Raw genomic sequence first — 23,645 nt, 5'->3', positions numbered from 1 at the left:
GGAAGGGTGGTGGGCATGTACGAACGTTCCGCAGAGGCCGAGGCGCGGGTGACCGGGCTCCAGTACGCGGTCGAGGCGACGAGCCAGATCGAGGCGCGACTGCGCGAGATCCCGGACCGGATCGCCGACGCCGACAAGGCCAGCGCGGCAGTGCGCCGCGACGTCGGCGAGCTGCTGGAGGTGGCCCGCCAGATCGGCGCGGACAGCCTCCGGTTCGACCGGCGTACATCACCGCCATCGGGCCGCGATGTGTCCACACCTTCGGTGCGCCTTGCGGCCGAGCTGACCGGCCTGACCCGCCCGACGTTGCTGAGCTGGCGGGACTCCTTCGTCGCCGAGGCCGACGGGGACGACGTCGCCGGATGGAGTACCCGGCGCCTGGCCGCCGCGCACCTGCACGACCTGGAAGCCCGTCTGCTCTACGTCCCGGCCTGCCTCACCAGCGGCAACGCGGTCAGCCGTGAACTGCTGGCCCGTTACCCCCGCCTCGCGGGATTCCTGGCCGCCGCGACGACCCTGGGCGACTTCCACATGGAGTGGATCGATCAGCAGAACCCCACCGTCAGCATCATCGAGACGGTCCGGCTGTCCGAACCGGCCCTCGAGGCCGCGAGCGCGGACCTGCGCCAGCGCTACATCGACTGGGTCACCGACCTGGCCGCACCACTGTGGCCCCCGACCGATCCCGCGGTCCACGCCCTGCTCACCGAGAATTGATCAACCCTCGAAAGGAGGGCCCGAGCCGGCCGAGCTGGAATCCGGCGAACTGGCCGCCCGGGCTGCTGCGCATGGCCCGCGAGCCCTGAATCAACGGGCCGCACCACCGATTCGGCACACCACCGGTGGCGTACTGGTGGCGTGCCGGTGGCGCGGGCTGTCAGGCGATGTCGAACTCGCGGGCCTTGTATCGGCGCATGTAGTGCGCCGAGCACCAGCCGCGGGCGTGATGCGGGCTGGTGCAACCCGGCTCGGCACAGTCGGTGCGCCCATAGGACCGGTAAGCAGGGTCCAGCGACTGCCGGTTGTACCAGGCGTCGTAGTGGCGTCGACACAGTCCGCGCGCCCGGACCTCCCTCGGGCAGTCCGGCGCCGAGCACTCCGGGCCCGGACTCGACCCAGGCCAGGAGAATGCAGGGACCAACGCGAGCAGCGCGGCGGGAAAGTCGTTGTCGCTCAACAGAAAACCTCCACAACACAGGAAAGCTGGTGGGCCGCTCAGGGCATAGCGCTGCCCGGAGCGTGCAGGTGCTGTCGTTGAGATTCTCGCGCCGTCGGCGCGCCGCGAGCCGCCCTGATCCCGGCTCGAAACGCAGCGTAGTCCCCACCACCGACAAGTTCGTTGGCGTGCGCTGCCCGCGCGCCTGCCGAGCCGATGCGACACGGTACCGGCGCGGCAACGGTGTCGAGAGATACGGACGCGGTTATCCTGCGATGTGACACAGCTGCTGGCCGCGGGCCGGGCACCCACCTCGATCGCGAGGAAGCCCGTGACCACAGAAATCGTGCTCGTCTCTGCGACAGCATTGTTGCTGCGTGAGTGCCCACCGATCGCACTTCTCGCCGCAGGCACCGCGCTCTGGCATCCAGACCCGCAGCGCCGTCGAGATGCGCTGAAAGCCTTGACCATCGTGACGAGACGGCGCCGACGGTAGAGACCTGTCCGTGGGTACAGTGGAATCACCAACCAAACATGCTGTTTCAGCCTGCTGGTGGCCGATTACCCAGATCGTCGATGCCCGGACCCGATTCAGGTCCGGGCATCGTTGTTTCCTCGCCGAACCGAGTAAGTCGGCACCGTTTCGGTCAACGTGGTCGTTGTCGCGCGTGGTGGACGCCACTGCGCAGCATCCAGGTCCTGATCAGCCTCGTCCGAAACGATTCCTGGACGGGGTTCCCGCAGTATTCACCGAATTTCGGGCGGATACGGCGTAACGCCTGGTGAGAAGCTAGTGCCTGCCCGGCTTCGATTGTGCACGCCGACGCTCGTCCCGAGCCCGGTTCGGCGGAGTGGACATCCCGACCTCGGCCAGGCGAGCCCGAATGAGATTCTGCGACACCCCCAACGCCCGCGCCGCCGCTCTCCGTGAGCCGTGTTTGTTGACCGCAGCGAGCACCTGTGCGACAGTGATCGGCTTCGGTCGCGCGCCTGGCGTGTGCGCGCGGGGATCAGCAGTGGACTGCTTCCAGCTCTTGATCCGATGCCACAGCCCAGAAGCGGTCATCTCGAAATCTCCTGCGACATCCCGATACCGCTCGCCAGCGTCGATCCGCGCGCTCGCGTCCGCCACCTGCTCATCGGTCATCTTCCTCCGCGCGTCAGCACTGCGCCGGTTCGCCTTGTGCAACGCCCAAGCCCGCGCCTGCGCGCCAGCTTCGGTGTCCTCGCCTCGCCTCGACTTCGCGGCGATCAGCGCGGCCGTGCGCTTGGTCTGCGTGAGCGAGAACTCCCGCGCCCGTCGCCGCAGCTCTGGCGACGACAGCGACCGGCTGGCAGGAATACCAAGGGCGGCCTTGATCTCGCGAGCCCCCACCAGATGCTTTCGACCGACATGGATGGCCACCTGCGTCCACGGACCCTCCCCGCAGATCGGGCACAGGCCAGCCAGCAGGCCCGCCCGAAGGTGCGGTACCTGCTCGGGCGGGAAATGCGGCAGGCTCACCGGGCCAGGCGGGCGATGCGCGCGAGCACCGAAGCCTTGGTAATCCCGCCGTCTGGGTGCCGGTCAAGGTCGGCGCCGCCGTCGCGGGACATGATCGACTTCACAGTGCCGGTCGCGACGCCGAGCATGGCCGCGGCCACGGAGTAGGACACCGCGTCGGTGTAGGTGGAGCCGACCGAGCGGCCCACGGCACGGCCGAGGGGAGTTCGCCACCACGACGGGTCGGGGTCGTCAGGCCAGGCGATCCCGGCCAGGTCGATCACCGTCTGGGCGGCGACCCGGTCATCGGCCGAGCACAGATCCGCGGCGAGTCGGGGTGCGATCTCGGCGATACGGGCTCGGGTCATCTTGGCGAGGTCGAGCGCGCCGATCGCTTCGAGGGCGCCGACGACGTGGTTGTCGAGTTCGTCGGTGAGTTGCTCGGCGACGGCGTCGATCTGGTCAGGCATGGTTCAGTCCGAGGATGTCGAGCACGTTCTCGGCAGTCACCTGGCCGCTGTCCTCGACGCCGTCGGTGCCGATCTCCGTGCCGTCGGCGCCGTAGCGGGTCCAGGTCAGTCCGTCGGCGTCGTCACCGATCACGATGCGACCCTCATCGGCGAGATCGATGGTCACCTCGCCGGTGGGCAGGGTGGTGTAGTCGGTGGCCGTGTCGGTGATGAGCAGGTTCGAGGCGATTTCAGTGGCGTACACGTGAGGACCCTTCTGCGGCGCGGGGTTATCGACACCCCAACCTTACGCAACCACTCATTGGTTGACAACCATATATCGGTTGCGTGCGGATCGGTCCGGGCCAAGTGGCCCGACCTTCATCAGCTGCGAGCGATCAGCGTGCGGCACCCTGCGCGAATGCTCGTCCTGCGCCACCCGCGTTGCTCCGCGACGCGATCGTCAGGGCGAGTGCGACGGTGGCGACGACCGAGATGAGGTGGACGTACACGGCGATGTCGGCGATCTGGCGGTAGACCTCGGCCTCGGCATTGGTCACCAGCCCGGTGACGATAGGCACCCCGTTCTGGTCCGCGACATCGAGGTAGTCGGGCACGGTCGCCGCCGCGATGAGCAGCGAGCCGTAGACGATGACGAACGCGGCCGCAAGCGCGGCACATGCTCTACGTCCGGGGGTGACCATCACCGACAATGCGGCCGAGACGGCCGCGACCGACGGGGCGAAAACGACTAGGAAGCCCCCGAAGATGAACCAGAGCAGCACCCATCCGCCGCCGGCGGAGAGCCGCAACCCCGTGACCGCGACCATAGCCAGCAGCTGGACGGCGACCAGCACACGGAAGAAGGGGCGGGTGTGGATCGGCGTCTTGCGTGGCGCGGTCGTGATCATGTCGACCATGATCACGGTCGTCGGCCACCGCGCACATCCGCACAACTACTCAAAAGTGCCCTGGGCACCCCCCGCCCGGAATCTGTCAGCGCGCCAGGGGTTTCCGACACCGAGGGCAATGCTCGCGTGCTAATGTCACGACGTCGGTGTTGAACACCGTGCTCCCCGCGCTCAGCGTAGGGATGTGCCGATGGCACCATGCTCCCCGTGCGAGTGGGGTTGATCGCAGACTTAGAGTCGACTGCTCCCTGCGCAAGCGGGGATCTGTTCTGTACAGATACTCCGTCATGACGGATACCCACCACAATCGAATCGAGTCGATGCGCGCGACGGGCGCTGCTGGCGGGGGTTCAGGGTGCGGTCATGCGCTGCAGGTGCCGCCGGGTTTCCTGGGTATCGCCCAGCGCTCGATGTCCGCCGCCGTTGGGCAGCCAGCGTGGTGAGCGGGCGTGCTCGGCGCGGGGCACCATCACATCGGCCCACAGCTTCGGGTCGGTAAGCCGCGAGCGCGCGATCCCCGCGACCATGCAGTCGGCGGCGACCACGGTCCGGTCGTAGGGGGCGTTGTAGGCCAGGATGGTCCGGCCCTTGGTCGCGCGCAGCACCCGCGGGTAGACCTTCTTCCAATCCGGCACGCCCTCGGCGGTGACATCGGCATCGCTGAGACCGTGGATCGCGCTAGCCTCCCCGGTGATCGGGACACCGGGGTTGACCAGGGTGTCCAGGAGGGTTTTGCCGGTGCAGGCGTCGACGATCGCGATCTCGCAGATGCGGCCGTAGAGGTCAGTGGTCTCGGTGTCGAGGATGACCGCGGCGCCGGGGGCGAGCATGGCGCGGGCGAAGCGGATCGCCGCGCCGGCCGCGGAGTGCAGCTCGATCTCGCCCCGGTGTTGGGCCAGGGCAGGGTTGGCCGCGATCGCGGCCGCGACATCGGCCTTGGTCGGGCCGCCCTCGATACGCTCCCAATCGATCTCCCACACGTCCGGGCCCGGCATCCACCAGCCCCACATCTCGATCCCGTGCTCGGCGCCGAACCACCGCAGAAAGGACCGGATCACCTTGGCGCGGGATGCCTTACGGCCACCGACGATGTCCAGCAACGGGGAACGCTCGCCCTTGCCACACTCGCGCACCGCGGCCCAGTCGACATCGGGCAGATCGAGCAGGGCTTCGATGTCGCCGGTCCGGTACAGCGGCACCGACACCGTCCGATACCGACCGACTTCCTTCACGTGGTGGCGCTGCGCGGTTACCCATCCGGCTTCCACTGCGATGTCGAAATGCCGGCGCGGCACATCGAGGATCTCGGTGGCGGCATGATCGGCGGTCACCACCCGATCCAAGCGCATTCGCTCGGCCAGCTCGGTGTCGGCGGCGAACTCGGCGACCAGCGCGGTCGGGATACGCCCGAACCGGCCGCGCTCGATGCCGCGTTCGCGCAGGACCTGGCCCAGATCATCACGGCGCCAGCCCAACTGCTCGGCGGCGTCGACGAACGGTGTAGAGATCGCCAGCCAGTCGGCGCGGGCGGTGATCGTGGCCGCGACGAGCGCGCCGTCGAGCGCGTCGATGTCGTCGAGGTCGAACAGGTCGTAGGTAACACCGCACTTGGTCCACCGGTCGGCCACCTGCAGGTGCCCGGTGCGGGCGAGCTCGGCGATGTCGTCACCCTCCACCGCCAGCCCCAACCGCTCGGCCAGCCGCTGTGCGCACCGGGTCACCCCGAGCGGTCGGGTTTTCGCCGCCGGGGCGTGTGTCGTCTCCGTACCGGTCACTTCCCTGCCCTCCCTGCGCAACTCGGTGTGGTCACCGCTCGATGATCGCACCGACCCCCGACACACAACGCGCTACATCACCTGGCATTCACCAGCGCTCAGCGCCGCCGGGAGCTGTCCAGTCCTCGTAGTCGCCGATGTCTTTGAGCATCCCGTCGAGCCGGTCAAGCAGGTCGTCCAGATCCTTGCCCGCGGCGTGGTCATCGAGGCGTTTGGTGACGCCGCGTTCCCACCAGCCCGAGTCCAGCTCCACCGTGGCCACGGCCAGGACGGTGGCGCTGCGGGTGGTGACGATCTCGATGATCTCGGCGGGAGTCAGCGGGGCCAGCTCGTCGACCAGGCCGTCGGCGAACCCACGTTCGTCGAAGCGGGTGAGCAGGGGCTGGTCGGCGTACTCGGGCAGCAGCCCGGTGACCGGTTCGGCCTCGATCGTGCCGGCGAGCAGGCGTTCGAGGGTGATGTGGCCGGTGGGGCGGGGTGCGTGGGCCAGCACGGTGGCCCAGGCGCGCAGCACCGTGACCGGGCAGGTGGCGGGTAAGCCGGTGGCGGCCAGTTCGACCAGGGGTTGTGTTCCGACGATCACCGCGGTGTCGGTGAGCCGGATGTCGCGCTGGCGCAGTCCCGCGATGGTGTCCCAGGACAGTCCGGCTGCGGCCAGGTGGAGCACCAGTGCGTCGCGGCGCCCGGCCAGCGCGTCGGGCCAGCCGGTTTTGGGGAGTCCGGCGATCACCGGCTCGAGCTCGGCGTGGGCCTGGGTGAGCCGCTGCGCGCGCCCGACGCGTGCGGGTCGGCCAGCGTGTGCGGGTTCGGGTGGGCGCAGGATTCGACGCACCGGCTCGGCCTCGGTCGGTGACGGCAGCCCAAGTCGGTGTGTCGGTCCGGGGGTGATCGGTAGCGGGTCGCCGGGTGCGCGGCGCGCGCGGCGGTGGGCGGCCGCGACGGCGCTTGCTCGGCCTCGTTGGGTGGTCACGGTGCCGGGGTGGGCGGCGAGGTAGGCCAGCAGGGTGTCGGTGGTGGCGGGCAGTGCCTGGTGACCGTGCACGATCGCCCAGATCGCGAATTGCTGCCATTCCCGGTCGTGTTCGGCCTTGAGGCCGGTGACCCGGGCGAGCACGGCGTCGAGCTCGACCATCACCGGATCGTCGTCGACGAGTTCGTTGTCGGGGCACGCGAAGTCGGTCATCGGCAGGCTCACTGCCCGGGTCGGGTGCAGGCGGCCAGCACCTTCGGCACGCGTGGTCGGCTCATCTAGATCCCCAAGTCGACTCGGACCGAACGTCGTTCGCGGTCGCGGTCGTAGCGCAGGGCCGAGGCGGTGGTGCGCCACCCGCCCAGGGCCATGACGTCGGTGACATCGGCGCCGCGCTCGAACGCCTCGGTCGCGCCTCCGGCTCGCAAGCTGTGGCCGCGCAGATCCGGGTACCCGGCGGCTATTCCGCGGCCCTGGATGATGCGTGCGATCTGGCGACCGGACAGGCCACCGTCGCCGGGCAGGCCGGTCTTGGCCACCGGCCGGAACAACGCCACGTCGGCGGCCTCGGCCAGGGCGGGCCAGGGTCGGGTGCAGCGGTGGGTGTGCGGGTCGGCGTCGTCGGCGATCAGCGTTCGTTGCACCGCGACCGACACCGCGCGTTTGAGCGCGGCCTGGTCGGCGATGTCGTGGCGGTGCTGGCGGCGCAGCTCACGCGCGGCGGCGTGGTCGCGGGCCTCGAGCACGACCAGCCACCGGTGCAGCCCGCACCACAGGCAGTGCAGCGCCGGGCCGGTCCCGGCGCGCCGATAGACGTGCAGGGGTGTTCCTCGGTCGGTTTTGGTGCCGCGCCGCCGGATCCGCAGCAGCCGCTCACCATCGGTGGTCAGCGACAGGTCCGACACCCACAGCGCGGCGATCTCACCACGGCGGCCAAACATGGAGAACCCGGTGAGCAGCACAGCGATGTCGCGGCGCGCGGCGACCTGTTGGCGCCAGGTCCCCGCGGTGGCGTGCGCGGTGTCGATCATCGCGGTCAGTACCGGGTGATCGGCGGGGGGTGCCTGATCGACCTCGCGTCCGGCCTTGGTCTGGGTGACCCCGACCCCGTCGAGGACTTCGCCGACCCGCTCGCCGGTGGTCGGGTCGGCGTGCCCGGCGGCGCGGTGGCGGTTGCCGATCGCGGTGACCCATACCGCCAGCGTCGAGGCCGCGAGGTCGCGGCGCTGGGCGGCCAGGGCGAGGTACCGCTCTACGGTGACCGGATCGGCTGGCAGTGCGACCAAACCGACAGTGCCGCACCAGGTCTGGAACTGTTCCCAGGCTTCGGTGTAGGCGCGGGTCGTGGTCTCGGGAGTCGCGGCCTCGACGTAGCGGGTGCGTGCGGCGTCGGCAGCGATCAGGTCGGGGTGATCGTCGCCGCCTGCGACCACGCGTAGCCAGGCGCTGCCGGGGTCGGTCATTGCGGATGCACCGCCCGCACGGCTAGAGCCAAGCGTTCGGCTTCGATGGTGGCCGCGGCGACGGCTGTGTCGAGATCCATGTCGACCGGGTCGGTGGCCGGCTCTCCGCCGGGACCGATCCAGTCGCCGGTGTCACCGACCTGCCACCCGCGCGGGCTCCGTTTCACTTGGACATCTGCATATGAACGCGCCGAATGCCCCGCAGGAAGGCCGCGCACTACGTAGCGGGTGGCCTCGACGGCCGGGGTGTAGGCAGTCATCGGGTGCGCTGTTCGTCGGCGATCTCGGCCCGGGGATCGTCGAGCACGCGCTCCGACCCGGGCGGGTGGTAGTACTCCAGCGCCTGGCACAGTTCGTTCTTGGCGGTGTCGATCTCGGCCTTGGCGGCGGTGATCGCCGCGCGGACCCGCGTCCGGTGCTCACCGACCGGCCTCGGCAGCCCGAGGCCGGTTTCGACTCCAGCCCAGTCGGAATTCAGCTCGTCACGGGCTTCGGAGAGCGCGTTGCGGGCGATGTCGAGCTGTTCGAGGGCATTGAGGAAGATCTGCTGTTGGGTGGGCAAGCTCATCGGGAGGTCTCCTCGGGTGCGTCAGTGGTGAGCAGCTCGGTCGGGGTGTGCAGGGCGGCGTGCTCGTAGAGTTGGGCGGCCAGGGTGTCGGTGGCCCACAGGTCGGTAACCGCGCGGGCGGCGTCGCGGGTCTTGTCCGGATCGGTTTCGCCGGTGACCTCGATCTCCACGGTGATGCCGAGTTCGGCGGCGCGGGCCAGGACCGTGGCACGGAAGGCCGCAAGGTAGCGGTCGTAGCGCGCCTTCCAGAGCGCCCGCAGCGCCGTTTCCCGCGCGGCGGATTCGGCGGTGAGCCGATTCTCGGCGGCACTCCACTCCGGGTCGGCGAGGTCGCGGTCGGCGAAGCGTGCCTCGAGCGCGGTGTAGGCGTCGCCGTCTGCCTGCTCGAGGGCCGAGAGCTGCTCGTCAAAGCTCTCCCCAGGGCCCAGCAGGGGCCGCCACCACGGTGCGCTCGGATCGGTCGGGTCGGGCGCCACCGGGACGTCGGTGGCCAGGATCGCCTCGATCGAGACGTCGATGTGGATCGGATCACGGCGATAGGAGGCCAGAAGTTCCTCGTTCTCGCAGCCCGCGCTCTGCAGCAGGGTGCGCAGTGCCGCGGCTTCCCAGCTACTGGGCCGCCCGGCCAGCAACGCATCGACGCTGCCTCGGTTGGCGGCGACGGCGGCCAGCACCGGCACCAGGAATCCGGCGAAATCGACCGGCTCGGTCAGCCGGGGCGGCTGCTCGGCCGCCGCAGCGGGGCCGCGCAGCATGTCCGGCACGGGGCGTTGGAGGCGGGCGGCACGGGTGAGCAGGGTGATCACCTGCGCGCCGATCTCGTCGACCTCGCGGGTGTGGTCGGTGAGCACGGGATCGGTCATGGTCGGCCACCTCGCATCAGCGTCCTCGTCACCATCGGAAGTACGCGGACTTGGAATACAGCAGCCGGTACAGTGACTCGGCTGCGGCCGAGGGCAGCCGGGCATCGGGTTGCAGCCACTGATCGGCGATGTGCTTCCAACCCTGGTCGCCGTAGCGGTCGTCGGCGTAGCCCGACACGATGCCGGACAGGTTCTCGGCGACCTCGACGTAGCACTCCGGGTCGCCGGTCCAGCGGCGCAGCACCTCGGCGATCCGGTCGCGGGCCACTACATCCACGCGTTTGGGGTTCGGCCCGCTCGCCCGCATCTCTGCCAGGCTCGCGCGGTTGTCGCGGCGCCACAGGTTCAGCTCGGAGCCGAAGAGCCACAGGTCGGACAGCCGAGCCGATTCCCACGACCCGGGCCGACCCGCGATCAGGGTTCGCTCGGCGTAAGCCGCGGTGGCGGATACATCGGAGTCCCAGGGCCCGAACCGATTCCGCGCCTCGAAGTGGACCACCTCGACCGCCGAGGCGATCGAGGTGATGGTCTTTCGGCCCGCACCGTCGAAGGCGGCCCGCAGTGCGTCCGAGTCGTCGGTGGGGCGGACCACGACTGGACGCACCGGACCGTGTGCGGCGGTGATCTCGGCCAGGGTCGCGGTCGACATCTCCGGCTCACCGGCCACGGACGGGTCGAAGCTGCGGTACTGGTCGGTCCCACCCTGCACGATCCAGCCCACGTTGCGCGCGTCGACGATCCGGTAGGGCGGCTTGTCTCGCACGACCGCGGCCGTGCCGGACTCGGACGAATTCTGTTGGCTCATCAGTATTCTCGATTCACGAAGGCGTGGGCGCGGCGGGCTCGACGGTGTAGCTCTGCGGTACTGGTAGTGGTCATCGGGTCCTCCGGCATCAGCGGGCGAACGGGTTGCGGCGGCGGCCGTCGTTGACTGCGAGTACCGCGTCGAGCACGGCGTCGATGTCGTCGATGCGGCCGTGGATGAAGCACACCGGCGAGGAATGCATCTGGTCGAGGGCCAGACTCCAACCGTGGTCGGGGTCGACGGTCAGCGCGAGCGGGACTGCGGTCGGGGTGCGATCGGTGCGCGGGATCCGTACGACGAGAACGCGGCGGGTCGTGGCGATTCCGCGGTCGGCGAGGCGGGCCACCAGGGTGTCGAGCAGAGCCACGGCGGCCTCCGAAGTCTGCGGTGGGCGCGGTTCGCGCGCCTGGTCGACGGCGACCTGCACCGCGACGTCGGCCAGCTGCGCGATCCACTCCCGCCCTCGGAAACTCGTCGGATTGGCCCCGATATCGGCGGCGGCCGCGGACCAGGCGCCGAGCAGTCCGGTGGCGGTGTCGAGCACCGGGGAGGTAATCAGCGTCGAGTGCCACCGGGTGGCGCACCGCTCGACCAGGTCGCGGCACTCGGGCGGCGTCATCGCTGGTGCGGTGGTCATCGACGGCCGCCGCGGTGGTGCTGTTCGTATGCGACGGCACGATGGTGTCGGCCGTCGGCGAGGTCGGTCATGAGGTGGGCTCTCCCGGAGTGGTGGGTGTGGCGTCGCGGGTGGTGGTGTCGAGGCCGAGCGCGATCGCGAGGGCGTCGGCGACAGGGCGGCAGTGGCGGGGATCGAGGTCGAGCAGGGCATCGCCGAGGTCGACCGGCTCGCCGCGAGTCAGGCTGAGGGCGAGCTCGAGGACCCGTTCCTGGCTGAGGTCGAGACCGAGGTGCTCGGTGCTACCGATGAGCGCCCACCAGGCCAATCGCACGATGTGCTCACTGTTTCCGGCGTTGTCGGTGTAGGTGTCGTCGGTGATGTGCCTGCGTATACCGAGGTGGTCGAGCAGTCCGGTGTCGGCGAGCAGCGCGACGGCGGCGGCCTCGAACCGGGTGCCATGGCGGGCGATCGTGGCGTCGAGGCCTTCGCGCAGGACAGCGACCGGGGTGTTCGGGACAGCCAGGAGCCGATAGCAACAGCCGCAGACAGGCATCGGCCGGTCGAGGTCGGCAGCCAGGTCCGGCGCGGTCGCGTCCCGTTCGGTGACCTCGAGCCGGATGAGCAGCCCGGGTTCGGCGGCGCGGGTGCACCCGCCGACGCCGACGCCGCGGTGGTAGATCTGGCACAGGCATCGACACCCGCCCGGGAGGTCCTGGTTCCACATCCTGGCGACCGGGACCGGGACGGTCAGGATCGGCGAGTGCTCGAACTCCGCGGTCATCGGCGGCCGCCGCGGTGCTGCTGCTCGTACCCGGCGGTCACCATGAGCATCGCCCCGATCCCGAAAAAGGCGGTGCCGTAGAAGAAGTGGGGCCAGATCAGCGTCGGGAACAGGGTGGGTCCGACGAAGGCCATGACGATGTAGGCGATCCCGACCGCGGCGATGAACACGCCGATCTTGCCGAGGCGTCCGTGCACGGACGCCTGTCCGCGCCACCGCCGCACGGGCGCGCGGGTGGTGTCGGTCACGGGCATCGCCGCTCCCCCGTCCTCGGATCGCCCTCGACGTGGCCGCGGTTACGCGCGGCGACCGGGATCGGCGCCAGGAAGGTCGGCGGGTCGTTGCCGGGCACCATCGGATCGACCAACGGCGTTGCGTCACTGTGACGTTGCGTGCTGAAACTGGGTGTCGCTGAGTTCGCGGGCACCCCGGTCACAGGAGAGGTCGGTCCGGTCACCGCTGGATGTCCCGAGGGCTTTGGCGAAGGATCTGGCGGACGACGGTGGCGCGCCAGCCGAGGTCGTCGGCGGTCCACTCGCCGGTTCGCTTGAACAAGGCGGTGAGCGCCGCCTCCGCGGCGGCGATGGTTCCGTCGGCGTCGATCGTGTCGGTGTCGACCTCGCCGAGGAGGCGTCGCTGGAACACCGGCTCCGGCCGGGCGTGAGCCTCGGGGTCGAGGACACCGGTGGTGGTGACGGTGAGGGTCGGTCCGCGATGGCCGGAATGCGGGTCGGTCCAGAGGTGGGCCGTCCATTCCGGTCCGTAGATGAGGTCGGTGGTCGGCGCCTGGCGCCCGGCGCGCACGGCGTGATCGAGCAGCGTGGCGAGCCCACCGTCCTGGGCAACCGCGCTGGGCTGCCCGTCGTGGTCGATCACCAGGACCTGCCCGTCGTGGTGGCGGGCCAGTGCGGCGTCGAGGTTGATCGCGCTCGTGGTCTTGCCGAGGCGGCCCTTGGTGTTGGGGTAGGTCACGAAGGTCTCCTGAAATTCGGTGTCTGATCTGGTCTTTCGGGCAGCGTAGCGGTGGCCACCGACCTGCTTGCCTGTTTCTCACGTCGGCGGGGCCGGTGTTCCAGCGACGCCTCCTCGGCGAGGTCGACACCGGCGCGCCAGCCGAACGAGTCAGCGACCCAGTGTCGGGTCACGGCCCATCCCGCGGCGGCCAGCGAATCCTCGGCGGCGGCGATGATGTCGTCGTCTTCGTCGTGGTCGGGCAGGCGGTCTTGGTGCAGGACGGGCCCGACCGGGGTCCAGGTAGCGAGGTCGAGAGCGGGCCCGGCGGTGACGGTGACGGTCTGGCCGGTGGGGTATGTCGGATCGGCCCAGACCCGGGCGGTTGGCGTCACTGGCAGCGTGGCCGCGTAGGCGGCCTCGACGGCGGCGTTGTCGAAGGGGTCTATCGGTCCCATGAATTCGGGACTGCCATAGGCAGGAGCGAGATCGAGATGGTCGGGCTGATCGGTCATGGAGTCCCCCGCGAATTGGCGTGTGAGCTGGTCTTTCGCCGAGCGTAGCGGTGGCCACCGACCTGTTTCCCCCGGTCGCCACGACCATTCTGACACGAAAGTGGGGTGTATGCAGGGGTTTCGGCGTTTCATGTCCGATAACTGCTATTAGCGGACATGAACCTGATGCGGGGTCGAGAACTGGGCAGAGGTAGACAATTGATGTCGGAATCAAATTGTCTACCCCTAACTGTTAATATCTGGATAGCAAAGTATCCTTGCGGTCCGGAGGCCGCCTGACCTGGAGGTTTGGGACGACGATGGCGGTGCGATTGCGTATCCCGGTCCTTGTGCGGCCGACGATCGACGACCCGTTGGGTCGGTCGTTCATCGGCTGGTACCCCGGTCGCGCCGCGGCCGCGCTGTGGGAGGGGAGCCGCGGGCTGTGGAAGATCAACCGTGCCCGGTTGCGCCGCGAACGGTTCGCCCTGATCGTGTATGGCGATGTGGTTGTGGCGGTCGGCGAGATCACCGGGTGGGTTGACCACGACGACCGCGTCGAGCTGATCGGCCCGGCGCTGGCCGCCGGGCATCCGGTGTACGACGCCTGGATCGGTCGGCGGGACCCGGCTGGCAACAACTCGCGCAACCCGGTGTCCTACATCGAGCTGCCCCAGGAGCGCACCTTCGTCGAACGCCCGTGCCGGTGCGGCTGTGGCGAACTCGCCAGCGCGGACTTCCTTCCCGGGCATGACGTCCGCGCGATGCAAAACCGGGTGCGCGCGCTGTTCGGCGGCTCTGCACTGGCCTTCATCGACTGGGTCGACGAGATGGCCGAGCGCCACGGTGTGCCCACCTGCGACGATTCGGGCGGAACGACGACACGTCGCTACCTCCACGACGCGATGCCCGACGTCCCCCATGCCCACTGAACACCGCCGCGCTGTCAGGTCGATCGAGCGCCCTGCACCTGATGCGGAACTGCTTCATCTCGTGCAGAGGAGCTGGTCGTGACAACGACTGAAATCGTGCTGGCTGGGGCGGTCGCCAGCGGCGTCGGTGGACTGTGGATCTGGATCCGTCAGGACGGGCTGATCCACACGGCCGCAGCGTACGTCGCGATCTTCCACTCGGATCCGGCCAGGCGGCGGGCCGCGCTGCGGGTGAGCGATAGGTACCTGCGCGAGCGGCCCCCAAGGCTTGTGCGCGGTGCCACGCCGCGCCGCTTGCCGAATCCTCGCCGGGGCCGACGCGCGGCCGCAGCGCCCGCTTCCCCGTCTCCCATCGCTGATCCCGATACGTAGTCGGTCCGGTAGCGCCTGGCGTCGAGCGGATGCAACACTGCCACGCCCTGCCCGCTCGACCGAGGCCAGCCCACCAAATTCCGAAAGGTCACCACCATGTACCGCAAATTCATGCCCGCCGAGCTGACGGCCACTTTTGTTCCGAGCGCAGCCGGGTACATCTCGACCTGCTCGCAGGTGTACGGCTGCCCGCCGTTCACCATCGCCTATCACGCCGAACGGGCGCTCGAAGCCGGGCGCCCGGTCACCCTGCCCGAGGAGTACGACCTGCCGGTCCTGCGCCAAATCAGCGCTGCAACTGGCGCATACGACGAGCCCGTCCGGATCTCCGACCGCCAGGCCCGCGAACTCGCCCAGATCGGCCGCGAGCTGCTCGCCGCCGACACCGCGGGCACGTTCCCACTGAAACGTCGCGATCGTGAGCTCATCGAGCTTCTCGTCGATCTCGTCGCGGACGTGTCCGAGGGCCCTACCACCTAGGGGTCCATCCATCAGCGCGACCAGGGCGCTCCCCTGGCAGTCGTGCTGATTTTCAGCACGGTCTCGGTGCCGGTGGTCACCGCGTTCATCACCCTCGGCCGCCGCGCCCGATAGTTCACCTCCGTCAGCATCCGCGCTGACGCAGCAACTTCCAGCCCTGCTCACACATCGCGAACGCGGCCAGGTAGGGCTCGGCCAGCTCCCCCAGTGAGCCGCCGACGGCGAACTCGGCGACGCCGTTGGCGTCGGGCTCGGCAGTCTGTGTCATTCCCGGGCCGCCGAAGGTCGGCCAGAAGAACCCATGCGCGGCACCGGATCCCGACCGCCACACCAGCACTGCCGCCTGCTCAAGCTGCGCGGCGTCCGCGCGCCCGGCGAAGACCTCCCGCGCGGCCTGCCTGATCATCTTGGTGTTGCGGAACAGGGCCGTCTCCTTCGCTGCCGCGCGCTTGGCCTTCATCTCCTGGATGCGCGTATCCAGGTGCGCGGCAACGATCTCGGTGCCCTCATGCGGCTCGCCGCCCGCGTAGGTCTGCAGGTCGGTTAGGTACTGGCGGTGGTTGTGGTGCATATCCGTGATCAGCATGCGGTGGCGGCACAACCGCACCTCCTGGTCATCGGAGACGAGCAGCCACACGGCCTGCGCGGCGCCGACGAGCGCCGTCCGGCACAGCGTGGCCTGCGGCAGCGGGAACAGCTGTCCCGGACCGGACTCCGGCTCCAGGTGCACACGGATCGCCTGCAAGTGCGTCACCGCAACAGCCAGACCCTGATGCGCTACCGCCGACAGCGGCGCGTACGGCCAATCGAGGTCGTCGCCGCGAAGCTGACTGCCCGACTCGGGCCTGAACGCGGTTCCCCCTGCGGTCTGCCACAGGTCTAGCGTGGGAAAGGTCGATCGAATCATCCGCGTGTAGTCGGCGTCGCTGGTCATGCCCGATCCTATGTCCGCCCGCCGTACCTGGCACGGAATTTCCTGCCCACCTGGGCCCCGATGGAACGCCCTACGCGGCCCCCTGTACCGTTCGCTCCCCCATCGTGCAGATGAATCAACAGCCCTACGCCTGGGGTCCTTTGGCGGGCCCCAACGAGTAGTGGCCAGGCAGGTCTTGGGGCAAGCGAGCGAAGCTCGCGCGGCAGCCATCTTCTGCCGCGCGGAGCTCCATGCGGCTGGCGATGGATCAATTCACGGTGAATTGGTCGGCGTGCGCTCTTCCGATCCCCCGCCTGCCGACCTACCATTGTCGGGATCCCGTCGTTGCCGAATCGCGACGACCTTCCCTGGGCTCGACCCGATCCCATTCCCCACCCGCTGACGGGTTTCCATGACGAACGCGATAGCAATTCACCGTGAATTGCCCCCTTCGATGGGGGTCTTTGAGGCAACAAATCCGCGCTGCGCGCGCCCTCGCGGATCCAGTCTCTATGCAGTAAGGTTTGTATTACATGTTTTACGTGTAATGATCATGAGGAGGATGAATGGGGTCCCGACTCACGCGTGAGAAGCCTGCGGAGCGCTACCGAAGTCGGCGTGGCGGCGACGCGTCCGACGAAGTGAGGGAAGCGGCCTCGGGAGCGGGTTTCGACACGGCGGACATCGACGCAGCGCAAGACGACGAAAGCGGCGATGTCGCCGCCGCCTTGGCGAACATCCATGCCAAAGCTGCTGCGGCGGGATTGTCCATCCCGGATTTGCCAGTGAGTGCCCTGGCACCGCACCCTTTGAACTCCAAGCGCCGATCAGAGCCTCAGCCCGGCCACCCCAAGTGGGAAGAGCTCGTTCGCTCGATCCGCAAGGTGGGGAAGGTCGTCATCCCGCTGCTGGTGGTGACCCGCGCAGCGTTCCTCAAGCACCGCCCCGATTTGGCAGATCAGATCCCCGCCGACGCTGCCTACATCGTGATCTACGGACACCGGCGGTGCGCGGGTGCCCGCTTCGAGGGCCTCGAGACTGTGCCGGCCATCATCGACGACTCGGTGATGGAGGATGGTGGCGATCTTGTAGAAATGGGCCTGGAGAACTCAGGCCGTGACGATCTGACCGTCATCGAGACTGCGCACCAGTATGCGAACTTCATAGACGACGGCATGAGCCAGCCCGATGTCGCCGACATCATGGGTGTCAGCCAACCGACGGTAAGCCGCCATCTCGCGCTGCTCTGGTTGATTCCCGAGGCGCAGCACCTGGTGTCGACCGAGAAGAGCGAAGGAACGATCGGCCTGCTCGCAGCCGAAGCCCTTGCCCGTGAACTGCCGATCGGCCAGGCGCGCTGGGAGTGGCAGACCTTCATCGACGAAGAGGCTGTTTCGCCGCAGCGGGTGGAAGACCAGCGGACTGCGTTGGGCTACGTGCTCGAGGGTGTTCCCGCCAAGCGGGCTGTGGAGCGTGTGCGTACTGAGCGCCGGTCGCGGCGAGTCGCCGCAGAGGCCGGTTTCGAGGTGGTCGAGGACCCGCGCAGCACGTTCGGCGACCGCCTTGAGCACCACCGACTCCTGGAAGTACCCGAACCCGGGACCGAGGGCATTGTCGCGGCTCTCGACGAGGACACACGGACGCTGGTGTACTTCCGCGAGTCCGCGCCCGATCCAGAGCCCGAGCCCGCGCCGGTTGACGACCGAACCGACGTGGTGAGGCGCCAAGAGCGACGATCACAGCCCGATGGTGAGAAGGCCTCTGACGACGATGCTCGACTGCGATCAGCTGCGCAGCGGGCTCGGCGAGCTGCTGTTGCCACCTTGGCAGCGAAGGGCGCGAGCAGGGAGCGGTTGGGTGCGTTGCTGATCCAGCTCACGAAGGCTCGGGTTCGCACAGACTCTCCGCGAACCTGGGCCCTGGCCCACGGGTGGCTCCTCGGCAGCGGTGCGACCTCCGCGACCTCAGCTACGGAGTGGCAGGCTGAGTTCGATGCCGAGACCGACCAGAAGGCGATTCAGCGCGGGCTCTGGGCCGTCGCTCTGGCCGCGTGCGAGATTCGCGCTGCGGAAAGAGGTCGGCTCTGGGACCAGCTCGATGCTGCGTACCTGAGTTGCCTGGTCGATGGCGGCGAGTTTGAGCCTTCCCCCTGGGAAGGGGCTCAGTTGTCTCGGCTGCGCGCTCCTGTCTCGACTGCGCCCACCAAGGCAATTCACGGTGAATCGCTTGCCGCTCAGCCTGAGAGCAACCCCGCAGACGCCTCCGACTCCCCCACAGACTGACACCTCAACCGGGGGGCAATTCACGGTGAATTGCCCCTCCCTTCCAAGGAGTAGCCACGTGTCGACCACCGCGTTCATCAGTATGGCCGGTTCCACCGGCAAGACGGTCACAGCGATCACCACGGCGTGCAAGCTCGCCGCAGACGGCCTCGTCGTCGACGTGGTCGACATCGACCTACAGGCCAACCCGACGTCCTGGCTGGGTTATGAGGAATGGAACGGCCCGACGGTCGCAGATGTGCTGAGGGGGAAGGCTTCTCTGAAAGAAGTGCGTCTGCCTGCCCGGTACTACCTGGGGCGAAACGCTGACGATGAGGACGTCTACAAGTACCTCGATCGCGTTCGGATCATCCCAGCCTCCCGTGAGACACTCAGCCCCCTGTCGGTAGAAATGGTGGGCGACCGAACGCTGCTGGACTCGCTCCGCGATGCCTTCATCGCCGAGGCACACAGCGATCCCGACCAAGTCGCCGACGTTCGGCTCCTCGACTGCGGCGGCGTGGACAGTCCTTTCAACACCCTCGCGATGCTAGCCACGACAGCGGAAGAAGACTTCCCCGACGGCGGGACCGGAATGAGCGGCGTAATCACCTGCTCGGCGCCAGGCCGCAAGGAGATGGAGGGACTCGACCCGCTGATCGCAATGTTGAAGCGGACAGCCAAGCTCTACAACCGGCCGCAATTGAAACTGCTGAGCGTGGTTCCGACGATCGTCCCGACGGCTACAGGCGCGCCGACGAAGGGGGAGAGGGAGCTGCGGGACTATCACTTCCGACCCGCTACCGGCTTCCACGAACTGCTCGAAGTGATCGAAGATGAGTACGCCGACGCGGCGCTCTGTGGCGTTACCCCACCGGTGCGGGAGACCCGCCACGTGAAGCGAGCGTTCAACGAGGCGATTCCACTGCACTTCTACCGGCCGACCCGAGATGTCGCCGGTGACTACGACCGGGTGGTGGAGCACCAGAAGGCCCGCGGATTGTGGCCGTCGACCTCGCGTCACGCGGCCTGATGGCACCTGCCAAGCGCGACCCCACAGTGAGCGTGCGCCTGGATCTATACCGCCGGGTGCGGGCCGCGGTGCGCCTGATCCAAGAGAACGGAAGGCCGCAGTTCAGCATGCGCGACTTCGTGGACCGGGCCTTGATCGAGCTGCTCCGACAAACCGAGCTCACCTACAACGACGGCAACGCATTGTCTGGCGACGACGTACCCCTCAAGCCGGGACCGCGGCTGCCGGACTGAACCGAGCACGCCCGACGTAGCGCGCCGCGGCGCGCAATTCACCGTGAATCGAACGAAAGCTAGGAGGGGATGATGGCAACACAGACACTGGATGACGCGCCGGCGCCGGCGCGGGACGGCAGGGCACTCAATCGCGTCGAGCGCCTATCTGCCGAACTCGAAGAGGCGTTAGCTCTCGCGCCGATGCAGGCACGCGGGGAACTGCTCGACGTCTTGTCGGATGCAGAGCGGACACGCGACAAGAAGCAGGCGCAAAGGCTGAGGGACTTACGTCGCCAGCAGGAATTCCGTACAGCCCGCGCGAGGATTCGAGCGCAAGGTCGTGCGGCGCGGGATTCGATGCGGCGCGACGCAGCCGAGCGGAGGCTGACCCGAATCAGCACTCCCGAGTATCGGCGGTTGCAGGCGTACCAACGGTCGGTGTGGAGTTCTCGGGTACTGATCGCCTTGGTATGCGTCGCGCTGGGATGGGCCGCGGTGAACGTCCAGCGCAATCTCGCCCCGCACTCGACGTGGACCGATCCGCTCTGGTGGTTCTCCTTCGGCGCCGAGGCGATCGTCTCGGGGTTCGTGGTTGCGCTCATGCTGGTGTCGACGACAGCCACGAGCGTTCGGATGGACCTCGATCGAAGCAAGGCCGTGACGTTCGAGGTGATCCTGATGGCGGTAACTTTGGCCATGAACGCCGGGCCACATGTCGTCGCGCAGGATTGGGGAACCGCAGCGAAGTTCTCAGTTGCGCCAGCGATGATCGGGATCGGAATGGCTCTGCACGGGTGGATCTCGAGCCGCTACAGCGAGATCCTTGCCAAGGCAGATGCAGACCTCGAAAGGACTCGCGGCGAACTGCAGCCTGACACCGACGTTGGCCGAGAACTCGATCAGGTGGATGCCGTGGTCGCCGCTGAGCAGGAGGAGCAGGCCGGCGAGGAGATTGATCTTCGGCAACTCGCGGAAGAGATCGTTGCCGAGTCCGCGCCGAACTCGGCGCGCACCCACCCGAGCGACTATGCCCGGATTGTCGACACCGTGGAGTCCATCCTCGCCGCCTATGAAGACGGCGACGAGCCCGGCGAGATCTCGCACGCGTTCAACGTCAACGAGGCTGATGTGCGGCGCCTGATCCACCGTGCCGGTGAGATCGTCAACGGAACCGCGCCCACCCAAAAGGCGGCCGCGTAGGTGGCATCTACACGTGGGAGGCCGAGGCGGGGCATGAGCCCGCAAAATGCGTCACAGTGACGAAACTGTGGTGGCCGTCCCGTCGTAGGCGGATCGCAGATAGAAACGCACAACTCGGCACGACCTTTTAGAGGTTCGGACACGGTTCGGCCCCTGGCGCCCCCAACGGCGCCAGGGGCCGAACCACTGCAAGGTCTGATCGGTGATGACCCGTTAACCGTGAGCCAAGCACCCTCGCTCAGCCGAACCTGCAGTGGCATCATGAGTCCGAGCCAGCACCCGGCTCCACTCCACCCGGATGATCGTTCCAATTGCAATCAGAGTCAATCAGTTTGGGTCTTACCTCCTCGACCTATCGAAGAAGGAGCCGCTCATGCCGTTGTCCAGTGTGACCCTCGAAAGGCATGTCCTCTACCACGGTTCGGCCACCCCGGGGATCGATGAATTCGATGCGGCGGAGGAGGACACGCTCGGCACGGGCGTCTACCTGACCGACGAGGCTGCCGCACGGGGGTACGCCCACCATCGCGCTCAGCACGGGGGAGTCCCGGTGCTGTACAGGGTGGAAGTCGAGAAGGCCCGCCTGATCGACCTCACCGACCAGTCCACGGTCACCGCGGTGATGAACGACTTTCGCCAGGATCTGGTGGTCGAGCGGCACCGAGTCCTCGCCGACCAGACCGGTAGCTGGGCCTGGCCGATGGCGCTGGACCAGCTCATCGACGAGATCGACTCAGGTCGTGGCACCGAGGTCGGCGCGGTGAAGCTCGTAACTCAGCGTAGCGGCGAGCTTTTCACGAAGCACCTGAGCGAGCGCGGATTCGATGGGGTGTACGCGTGGGAGGGCGGTGAGGGCTCGATCGGCAACCACCGCACCTACGTGATCTCGAACCCGGCCGCTGTCCGCAAGCTCGGTGAACAACTGCTCGAGTCCCCCGTTCCCGAGAAGGCCCCCGGCCGAGCGGCCGTCGTCGACCGCCGTACGCCGGAGTCGGGAAGTGCAGCCGTGCCGAAGGTGGATGCCGAGCTGGTAGGTGTGCTGAGTGCGCTGCGGGCGCAGGCACCGCCATCGTCCCGCCAGCGAGCACGCGGCCGGATCGCTGAATCTGCTCCCGCATCAACGGAACTCCCGTCGGTCACGCTGGCGCCCATGCCAGCACCGGGCTTCGAGCGTTGAGGCCACCGCAGCGCTGAGGCTGGCGCCGCGGTCCCACGACGGTGTGATGGGTCATGCCGCGATCAGCACACCTTGTCCGTCGTCGACCGAATCTGCGGTCCAAGGCGGCCGTTTCAGCCCGCGGTGCAGTGCGATCGGCGCGGCAGTGACCAGGGCGCCGTCCTCGTCCGTTCCGGCTCCGGACGAGATCCGGGCCGCGGCCGCGGCGATCTGTTCGCGTTTGACGAGCCAGTCGAACCAGGCATTCCTCGTCGAGCGGTGTAGGCCCGCAAGGGTTTCCCGGCGCAGCCGCAGCCGCTCGGCCTGCTCCTCGGGGCTCCTGGTCCGCCACCAGTTGCGCTGTGCCCAGGTCGACCGCAGGTTCTTGGCCAGGGGGTGTTGGCTGGTCGCGAGTCGTTCACCGGGAGCCAGAGCAGCGAGGACGTCGCACCGGGGTGTCCAGGCCGCGCGTTCGGCTGCGTGGAGCTCGGTGAGGGCGGATTGGTTGGCGGAGCCGGTGGGGGCGGGGGTGCTACAGCTAGTGTGCGGAGAACTCTGCTGAGCTTTCCTGATGTAGCTGAGGGCGGCTGGTCCGAGTGCGTAGACCTGGCAGGTCTTGGCCGTTCCTCCGCCGTACCGCTGGGAGATGACGAGCAGCCCGTACTCGACGGCGGTGGCCACTGCGGACTGGACGGTGCTGGTACGGATCTGGCCGCGTTCTGCGATGTGGCGCATGCTCATTGAGCCGCCCCGCACCAGAAGGGCGGGCACAAGGGCACACAGCAGGATCAGCACGCTCTGGCGTCGGCGCGGGTCGACGCTGGCCAGGACTACCTCGACGGCCTCGTGCAGGCCGCGGCGCATGGCCTCGGCTTCTCCCGGGTCTGCGGCATCGAGGGCGGTGGGGGAGAGCTCACCGACCAGGGTGGTGGCTCGGGGGCGGCCGGTGGCCGCTTCGGCGACCGCGATGGACCACAGCTCGTCCCACCACGGTCGCCCGCACTCGGTCATCCGGTCGCGCTCGATGAGCGCCCAGGCCTGGTCGGGGTGGAGTCGCTGCTCGGCGGCCACCGTGGTGACCGCGCTGAGCCAGACGTAGCGCTGCCACCAATCCCGGCCCCGTCCCGGCTCGAACACTTTCGCGTTGTCGCTGAGCTGGACTTTGAGCTCAGTCCACGCTTCCTCGGCGGTGTATCCGCGTCGGGCCAGAACCAGCGCAACGCGGTACTCGGCCTCCGACCGTGAGCCGTCGGGCACGCGCCGCGCCGACTTACCGGCCTTCGTCGTGGCCTTTCGCTCGCTGACGCGGGTTTCGCGGCCAGGGAAGAGGTTTCGGGCGTCGATGACATCGCCGGGGGTGAGGGTGCAGCTGATGATCGGGCTGGGGAGCCCGAGCCGGTGGGGAGCGGTGAGCAGCCGCAGGGCTTTGTCGCTGCGGTCGTCGACGACGACGCGATACCGCTGCGAGAGCTTTTTGCACAGTGCCCGCCACTGGGCGGGGTCGACGCGGTGGTGGGTGATCGCGGTGATGACGTGGCGTCCGCCGGGGCGTCCGCTTTCCCGCACGAGGTAGGGCAGGTTGTTCGCGACGCACCAGGCGACGAGAGCTTCGGCGACGGCGTCGCCGACGACCGGGTCCTCGGCGTCGATGTCGGCGCCGTGGACGCCGTCGACGAGGCTCGCAGCGACGGTCGCGACGTCGGCGGTGTCGAGGGCGCGGCGGAGCGCGTCGAGGGAGCGGACCGTGCTCACCCCGCGGTTGTCCGCGCCGACGCACACCCATCGGCCGCGGTAC

The 23,645-nt window shown here is 68.4% G+C and carries 27 protein-coding genes; 8 read left to right on the top strand and 19 right to left on the bottom strand.

Going from position 1 to position 23,645, the window contains the following annotated elements; translation table 11 throughout:
- Nucleotides 1–717: hypothetical protein (locus tag ACFVVM_RS33085; RefSeq protein WP_387626389.1), on the top strand; the 717-nt coding region annotated here is incomplete at its 5' end.
- A 160-nt stretch (nucleotides 718–877) separates the two neighbouring features.
- On the opposite strand, the gene ACFVVM_RS33080 is transcribed toward ACFVVM_RS33085, so the two are convergent.
- The 17 genes from ACFVVM_RS33080 to ACFVVM_RS33000 form a co-directional block, all read right to left on the bottom strand.
- The gene (locus ACFVVM_RS33080) at nucleotides 878–1,177 is read right to left on the bottom strand and encodes a hypothetical protein (protein ID WP_387626387.1); all 300 of its coding nucleotides are present in this window, start codon (nucleotides 1,175–1,177) and stop codon (nucleotides 878–880) included.
- 769 nt (nucleotides 1,178–1,946) lie between these two features.
- Nucleotides 1,947–2,660: a hypothetical protein gene (locus ACFVVM_RS33075; protein ID WP_387626385.1), complete on the bottom strand. Its 714-nt coding sequence runs from the start codon at nucleotides 2,658–2,660 to the stop codon at nucleotides 1,947–1,949.
- On the bottom strand, nucleotides 2,657–3,109 hold the full coding sequence (locus ACFVVM_RS33070; RefSeq protein WP_387626383.1) for a hypothetical protein: 453 nt from the start codon (nucleotides 3,107–3,109) through the stop codon (nucleotides 2,657–2,659). Before ACFVVM_RS33070 ends, ACFVVM_RS33075 begins: the two co-directional genes overlap by 4 nt.
- The gene (locus ACFVVM_RS33065) at nucleotides 3,102–3,353 is read right to left on the bottom strand and encodes a hypothetical protein (protein WP_387626381.1); all 252 of its coding nucleotides are present in this window, start codon (nucleotides 3,351–3,353) and stop codon (nucleotides 3,102–3,104) included. Before ACFVVM_RS33065 ends, ACFVVM_RS33070 begins: the two co-directional genes overlap by 8 nt.
- A gap of 133 nt (nucleotides 3,354–3,486) precedes the next feature.
- Nucleotides 3,487–3,999, bottom strand: coding sequence for a hypothetical protein (locus ACFVVM_RS33060; RefSeq protein WP_387626379.1), 513 nt, complete (start codon nucleotides 3,997–3,999; stop codon nucleotides 3,487–3,489).
- A 350-nt stretch (nucleotides 4,000–4,349) separates the two neighbouring features.
- Nucleotides 4,350–5,774, bottom strand: a complete 1,425-nt coding sequence (locus ACFVVM_RS33055) for an exonuclease domain-containing protein (RefSeq protein WP_387626377.1) — start codon at nucleotides 5,772–5,774, stop codon at nucleotides 4,350–4,352.
- Between the two features lie 88 nt (nucleotides 5,775–5,862).
- The gene (locus ACFVVM_RS33050; RefSeq protein ID WP_387626375.1) at nucleotides 5,863–6,957 is read right to left on the bottom strand and encodes a hypothetical protein; all 1,095 of its coding nucleotides are present in this window, start codon (nucleotides 6,955–6,957) and stop codon (nucleotides 5,863–5,865) included.
- 65 nt (nucleotides 6,958–7,022) lie between these two features.
- Nucleotides 7,023–8,207, bottom strand: a complete 1,185-nt coding sequence (locus tag ACFVVM_RS33045) for a hypothetical protein (protein WP_387626373.1) — start codon at nucleotides 8,205–8,207, stop codon at nucleotides 7,023–7,025.
- Complete coding sequence (locus ACFVVM_RS33040; RefSeq protein WP_387626371.1) at nucleotides 8,204–8,374, bottom strand: hypothetical protein; 171 nt, start codon at nucleotides 8,372–8,374, stop codon at nucleotides 8,204–8,206. The genes ACFVVM_RS33045 and ACFVVM_RS33040 overlap by 4 nt, the downstream gene beginning before the upstream one ends.
- A gap of 89 nt (nucleotides 8,375–8,463) precedes the next feature.
- The gene (locus tag ACFVVM_RS33035) at nucleotides 8,464–8,775 is read right to left on the bottom strand and encodes a hypothetical protein (protein WP_387626369.1); all 312 of its coding nucleotides are present in this window, start codon (nucleotides 8,773–8,775) and stop codon (nucleotides 8,464–8,466) included.
- Nucleotides 8,772–9,638, bottom strand: a complete 867-nt coding sequence (locus ACFVVM_RS33030) for a hypothetical protein (protein ID WP_387626367.1) — start codon at nucleotides 9,636–9,638, stop codon at nucleotides 8,772–8,774. The genes ACFVVM_RS33035 and ACFVVM_RS33030 overlap by 4 nt, the downstream gene beginning before the upstream one ends.
- Before the next feature lie 28 nt (nucleotides 9,639–9,666).
- Entirely contained in the window at nucleotides 9,667–10,443 is a 777-nt protein-coding gene (locus ACFVVM_RS33025; RefSeq protein WP_387626365.1) for a hypothetical protein, read from the bottom strand.
- Between the two features lie 88 nt (nucleotides 10,444–10,531).
- The gene (locus ACFVVM_RS33020) at nucleotides 10,532–11,080 is read right to left on the bottom strand and encodes a hypothetical protein (protein ID WP_387626363.1); all 549 of its coding nucleotides are present in this window, start codon (nucleotides 11,078–11,080) and stop codon (nucleotides 10,532–10,534) included.
- 67 nt (nucleotides 11,081–11,147) lie between these two features.
- Complete coding sequence (locus tag ACFVVM_RS33015) at nucleotides 11,148–11,843, bottom strand: DUF6372 family protein (protein ID WP_387626361.1); 696 nt, start codon at nucleotides 11,841–11,843, stop codon at nucleotides 11,148–11,150.
- A complete protein-coding gene (locus tag ACFVVM_RS33010; protein ID WP_387626359.1) occupies nucleotides 11,840–12,097 on the bottom strand; it encodes a hypothetical protein in 258 nt (85 codons plus the stop codon). The genes ACFVVM_RS33015 and ACFVVM_RS33010 overlap by 4 nt, the downstream gene beginning before the upstream one ends.
- 199 nt (nucleotides 12,098–12,296) lie before the next feature.
- Complete coding sequence (locus ACFVVM_RS33005) at nucleotides 12,297–12,815, bottom strand: AAA family ATPase (protein WP_387626357.1); 519 nt, start codon at nucleotides 12,813–12,815, stop codon at nucleotides 12,297–12,299.
- Nucleotides 12,812–13,309: a hypothetical protein gene (locus ACFVVM_RS33000; RefSeq protein WP_387626355.1), complete on the bottom strand. Its 498-nt coding sequence runs from the start codon at nucleotides 13,307–13,309 to the stop codon at nucleotides 12,812–12,814. The genes ACFVVM_RS33005 and ACFVVM_RS33000 overlap by 4 nt, the downstream gene beginning before the upstream one ends.
- 299 nt (nucleotides 13,310–13,608) lie before the next feature.
- Here ACFVVM_RS33000 and ACFVVM_RS32995 point away from each other — a divergent pair, with 299 nt between their 5' ends.
- Entirely contained in the window at nucleotides 13,609–14,220 is a 612-nt protein-coding gene (locus ACFVVM_RS32995; protein WP_387626353.1) for a hypothetical protein, read from the top strand.
- A 468-nt stretch (nucleotides 14,221–14,688) separates the two neighbouring features.
- Nucleotides 14,689–15,072 (top strand): hypothetical protein, encoded by a 384-nt coding sequence (locus ACFVVM_RS32990; protein WP_387626351.1) that lies wholly within the window; start codon nucleotides 14,689–14,691, stop codon nucleotides 15,070–15,072.
- Between the two features lie 124 nt (nucleotides 15,073–15,196).
- On the opposite strand, the gene ACFVVM_RS32985 is transcribed toward ACFVVM_RS32990, so the two are convergent.
- A complete protein-coding gene (locus ACFVVM_RS32985; protein WP_387626349.1) occupies nucleotides 15,197–16,006 on the bottom strand; it encodes a hypothetical protein in 810 nt (269 codons plus the stop codon).
- 545 nt (nucleotides 16,007–16,551) lie between these two features.
- On the opposite strand from ACFVVM_RS32985, the gene ACFVVM_RS32980 reads away from it, so the two are divergent.
- The 5 genes from ACFVVM_RS32980 (at nucleotide 16,552) to ACFVVM_RS32960 (ending at nucleotide 21,871) form a co-directional block, all read left to right on the top strand.
- Nucleotides 16,552–18,267, top strand: a complete 1,716-nt coding sequence (locus tag ACFVVM_RS32980; RefSeq protein WP_387626347.1) for a ParB/RepB/Spo0J family partition protein — start codon at nucleotides 16,552–16,554, stop codon at nucleotides 18,265–18,267.
- Nucleotides 18,268–18,325: 58 nt separating this feature from the next.
- Nucleotides 18,326–19,279: a ParA family protein gene (locus tag ACFVVM_RS32975; protein WP_387626345.1), complete on the top strand. Its 954-nt coding sequence runs from the start codon at nucleotides 18,326–18,328 to the stop codon at nucleotides 19,277–19,279.
- The gene (locus ACFVVM_RS32970; RefSeq protein WP_387626343.1) at nucleotides 19,249–19,512 is read left to right on the top strand and encodes a hypothetical protein; all 264 of its coding nucleotides are present in this window, start codon (nucleotides 19,249–19,251) and stop codon (nucleotides 19,510–19,512) included. The genes ACFVVM_RS32975 and ACFVVM_RS32970 overlap by 31 nt, the downstream gene beginning before the upstream one ends.
- Before the next feature lie 72 nt (nucleotides 19,513–19,584).
- On the top strand, nucleotides 19,585–20,694 hold the full coding sequence (locus ACFVVM_RS32965; RefSeq protein WP_387626341.1) for a hypothetical protein: 1,110 nt from the start codon (nucleotides 19,585–19,587) through the stop codon (nucleotides 20,692–20,694).
- A 298-nt stretch (nucleotides 20,695–20,992) separates the two neighbouring features.
- The gene (locus ACFVVM_RS32960; RefSeq protein WP_387626339.1) at nucleotides 20,993–21,871 is read left to right on the top strand and encodes a hypothetical protein; all 879 of its coding nucleotides are present in this window, start codon (nucleotides 20,993–20,995) and stop codon (nucleotides 21,869–21,871) included.
- 51 nt (nucleotides 21,872–21,922) lie between these two features.
- Here the strand turns inward: ACFVVM_RS32960 and ACFVVM_RS32955 are convergent, their stop codons facing one another.
- On the bottom strand, nucleotides 21,923–23,602 hold the full coding sequence (locus ACFVVM_RS32955) for a hypothetical protein (protein ID WP_387626337.1): 1,680 nt from the start codon (nucleotides 23,600–23,602) through the stop codon (nucleotides 21,923–21,925).
- Nucleotides 23,603–23,645: the final 43 nt, after the last annotated feature.

The organism is Nocardia sp. NPDC058176 (assembly GCF_042883805.1).
Lineage (GTDB): Bacteria > Actinomycetota > Actinomycetes > Mycobacteriales > Mycobacteriaceae > Nocardia.
Note: the sequence above shows the minus strand (reverse complement) of the source record. Positions and strands in the feature narration are given on the sequence as shown.

Excerpts from the sequence above, each read along its gene's own strand:
- ACFVVM_RS33070 (WP_387626383.1), bottom strand. The coding sequence starts at position 3,109 with ATGCCTGACCAGATCGACGCCGTCGCCGAGCAACTCACCGACGAACTC.
- ACFVVM_RS33060 (WP_387626379.1), bottom strand. The coding sequence starts at position 3,999 with ATGATCACGACCGCGCCACGCAAGACGCCGATCCACACCCGCCCCTTC.
- ACFVVM_RS33050 (WP_387626375.1), bottom strand. The coding sequence starts at position 6,957 with ATGACCGACTTCGCGTGCCCCGACAACGAACTCGTCGACGACGATCCG.
- ACFVVM_RS33045 (WP_387626373.1), bottom strand. The coding sequence starts at position 8,207 with ATGACCGACCCCGGCAGCGCCTGGCTACGCGTGGTCGCAGGCGGCGAC.
- ACFVVM_RS33035 (WP_387626369.1), bottom strand. The coding sequence starts at position 8,775 with ATGAGCTTGCCCACCCAACAGCAGATCTTCCTCAATGCCCTCGAACAG.
- ACFVVM_RS33030 (WP_387626367.1), bottom strand. The coding sequence starts at position 9,638 with ATGACCGATCCCGTGCTCACCGACCACACCCGCGAGGTCGACGAGATC.
- ACFVVM_RS33025 (WP_387626365.1), bottom strand. The coding sequence starts at position 10,443 with ATGAGCCAACAGAATTCGTCCGAGTCCGGCACGGCCGCGGTCGTGCGA.
- ACFVVM_RS33020 (WP_387626363.1), bottom strand. The coding sequence starts at position 11,080 with ATGACCACCGCACCAGCGATGACGCCGCCCGAGTGCCGCGACCTGGTC.
- ACFVVM_RS33015 (WP_387626361.1), bottom strand. The coding sequence starts at position 11,843 with ATGACCGCGGAGTTCGAGCACTCGCCGATCCTGACCGTCCCGGTCCCG.
- ACFVVM_RS33010 (WP_387626359.1), bottom strand. The coding sequence starts at position 12,097 with ATGCCCGTGACCGACACCACCCGCGCGCCCGTGCGGCGGTGGCGCGGA.
- ACFVVM_RS33000 (WP_387626355.1), bottom strand. The coding sequence starts at position 13,309 with ATGACCGATCAGCCCGACCATCTCGATCTCGCTCCTGCCTATGGCAGT.
- ACFVVM_RS32995 (WP_387626353.1), top strand. The coding sequence starts at position 13,609 with ATGGCGGTGCGATTGCGTATCCCGGTCCTTGTGCGGCCGACGATCGAC.
- ACFVVM_RS32990 (WP_387626351.1), top strand. The coding sequence starts at position 14,689 with ATGTACCGCAAATTCATGCCCGCCGAGCTGACGGCCACTTTTGTTCCG.
- ACFVVM_RS32985 (WP_387626349.1), bottom strand. The coding sequence starts at position 16,006 with ATGACCAGCGACGCCGACTACACGCGGATGATTCGATCGACCTTTCCC.
- ACFVVM_RS32980 (WP_387626347.1), top strand. The coding sequence starts at position 16,552 with ATGGGGTCCCGACTCACGCGTGAGAAGCCTGCGGAGCGCTACCGAAGT.
- ACFVVM_RS32965 (WP_387626341.1), top strand. The coding sequence starts at position 19,585 with ATGGCAACACAGACACTGGATGACGCGCCGGCGCCGGCGCGGGACGGC.
- ACFVVM_RS32960 (WP_387626339.1), top strand. The coding sequence starts at position 20,993 with ATGATCGTTCCAATTGCAATCAGAGTCAATCAGTTTGGGTCTTACCTC.